The sequence below is a fragment of the Siccirubricoccus soli genome, assembly GCF_024178315.1.
GTDB lineage: Bacteria > Pseudomonadota > Alphaproteobacteria > Acetobacterales > Acetobacteraceae > Siccirubricoccus > Siccirubricoccus soli.
In genome coordinates, this window is sequence record NZ_JAMZIK010000238.1 from 1 (window position 1) to 2,152 (window position 2,152).

Annotated in this window: 2 protein-coding genes and 1 pseudogene; 1 reads left to right on the top strand and 2 read right to left on the bottom strand. The window is 73.5% G+C overall.

Going from position 1 to position 2,152, the window contains the following annotated elements:
* Positions 1 to 555, bottom strand: a pseudogene (locus NJ376_RS27415) (hypothetical protein); the annotation flags it as partial.
* A 163-nt stretch (positions 556 to 718) separates the two neighbouring features.
* On the opposite strand from NJ376_RS27415, the gene NJ376_RS27420 reads away from it, so the two are divergent.
* Positions 719 to 1,402: a cytochrome b/b6 domain-containing protein gene (locus NJ376_RS27420; protein WP_252956537.1), complete on the top strand. Its 684-nt coding sequence runs from the start codon at positions 719 to 721 to the stop codon at positions 1,400 to 1,402.
* Between the two features lie 171 nt (positions 1,403 to 1,573).
* On the opposite strand, the gene NJ376_RS27425 is transcribed toward NJ376_RS27420, so the two are convergent.
* On the bottom strand, positions 1,574 to 1,990 hold the full coding sequence (locus tag NJ376_RS27425; RefSeq protein ID WP_252956538.1) for a rhodanese-like domain-containing protein: 417 nt from the start codon (positions 1,988 to 1,990) through the stop codon (positions 1,574 to 1,576).
* Between the last annotated feature and the right edge of the window lie 162 nt (positions 1,991 to 2,152).

Genomic DNA, 2,152 nt, shown 5'->3' on the forward strand with positions numbered 1-2,152 from the left:
GCCAGCTGCTGCGCCCCCCGGCGCCGCGCCGGCCAAGGCCCGACTGCCGGCCTCCGGCTGCTGCGCCATCGCCGGCGGCGGGGCCGGCACCAGCAGCAGCACCGTCTCCGCCGCCGCCACCGGATCCTCCCCGGCGCGGCGGGCGGTCAGGGAGAGCTCGCGCAGCCCGGGGGCCAGCGCCTCCCCGGGCAGGATAACCCATTCGCCCCGGGCATCGGCCCGGGCGCGGCCGATCTCCCGGCCGGCTTCCAGCAGCACCACCTCCGCCCCCGGCGTGGCGCGGCCGGCGGTGACGAGCATGCCGCGGGCGCCAACCCGGGCGACGTCGAAGCGCGGCGCCTCGGGCTGCGCCTCCGGCATCGCCGCCGGGGCGCCGCCGCCCGGCACTGGCGGCACCGTGGCAGCGGTGGCCGGGGCGGCCGGCGGCAGCGGCGTGGCAGCAGGACGCAGCAATTCCTGCCCGCGCTCGGACAGCACCGTCCAGAGCAGGCCAAAGGCCGCTGCCACCCCGATCCCGGCCGTTGCCAATTGCCGACTGATCTCTGCCTCCACCACCCTGGGCTTCCGCGGGCAGCATAGGCCAGATATCCGGCCGGTGCAGGGGCTTGCCGGGCCACCCTCGTAAAAAACCGAGGGCTGCCGGCCCCCCTTCGGCGCGCGCCTTGCCTTGCCCTTCCCCCTGTGCTTCCCGGGCAGGAACGGGCGCGGAGCGGCAGGCATGGCGGAGGGGGCGGAAGGCCGGGCGGAGGCGGTCCGGCCGGTGAAGGTGTGGGATGGCTGGGTGCGGCTCTGCCACTGGGCGATCGTGGCCCTGCTCGGGCTGAGCTGGTGGAGCGCCGAGACCGGGCGGATGCAGCTCCACTTCCTCTCCGGCTATGCCGTGCTGGCCCTGGTGCTGTTCCGCTTGGCCTGGGGGCTGGTCGGTTCGGAGACGGCGCGCTTCAGCCGCTTCCTCCGCTCACCCCTTGCCGCGCTGCGCCACCTGGCGGGCTTCCGGCGCGGCGAGCCGGACCGGGAGGTGGGCCACAACGCCGCGGGCGGCTGGATGGTGCTGGTGCTGCTGGGGCTGCTGCTGGCGCAGCCCGTCACCGGCCTCTTCGCCGATAGCGGCTATGGCGATTACGGCCCGCTGGCCAAGCGGGTGGCCAGCGGGACGAGCGACCGGCTGACCGGGCTGCATCACCGGATCTTCCTGCTGATCCAGCTCGCCGCCCTGCTGCATGTGCTGGCGGTGGTCGCCTATGCGGTGGTGAAGCGGCACGATCTGGTGCGGCCGATGGTCACCGGCTGGAAGCGCCTGCCCGCCGGCCTTGCGGCGCCCCGCCTCGGCTCCCCGGTGCTGGCGCTGCTGCTGCTGGCGGCGGCGGCGGCGGTCGTCTTCGGCGTCAGCCGGCTCGGCTAGGGTATAGGCGGGCCAAGCCGGAGCGGCGCCACGCCGGCAGGCGCAGCGGGCACCGCCCAGAGCCGGGCCTAGAGCAGATCGCGTTCAGATGGAATCATCTGAACGCGTGAAGATGCTCGCAAAACAACGGCCTGGAGCATGCTGCGTGCGCGCCAGCGAACGCAGCATGCTCTAGCGCTGCCGCCAGGGCAGGCCGCTGGCCTTCCAGCCGGCGAGCTGGCCGCGATGGCCCTGGTCATCCACCGGGCCCTCGAAACCATCCGCCACGTTGAAGGCGTGCGGGAAGCCGGCCGCCTGCGCCGCCTGGCCGGCCGCGAGGCTCCGGGCGCCGGAGCGGCAGATGAAATAGATCTGGCTGTCGGGCGTCAGCCCCGCCTTCTTCAGATGCTCGGCGAAGGCGCCGTTCACCTGCATGGAAGGGTAGAGCTGCCAGGGGATGAGCAGCACCTGCTTTCCCAGCTCCGACAGCTCCGGCAGGCCGACGAAATTCCATTCGGCATCGGTACGCACATCCACCAGCGCCGCTTCGGGATGGTCACGCAGGGCCGCCCAGGTCTCCACCGGGCTGATATCGGGCACGCCGGGCATCGATGGTCCCTCCTTCGTCGCCGCAAGATGGCGGCGCGGGGGCGCCGGGGCAATGCATCCTTCCGACTTCCGGCGGGATCGGTTCCGGGCCGGGATGGGAGGCAGGGATCCCGGTGGCGGTGTGGGTGTCGAGGGAGGGCTTTGCCCTCCCTCGAACTCCCT

Excerpts from the sequence above, each read along its gene's own strand:
- NJ376_RS27420 (WP_252956537.1), top strand. The coding sequence starts at position 719 with ATGGCGGAGGGGGCGGAAGGCCGGGCGGAGGCGGTCCGGCCGGTGAAG.
- NJ376_RS27425 (WP_252956538.1), bottom strand. The coding sequence starts at position 1,990 with ATGCCCGGCGTGCCCGATATCAGCCCGGTGGAGACCTGGGCGGCCCTG.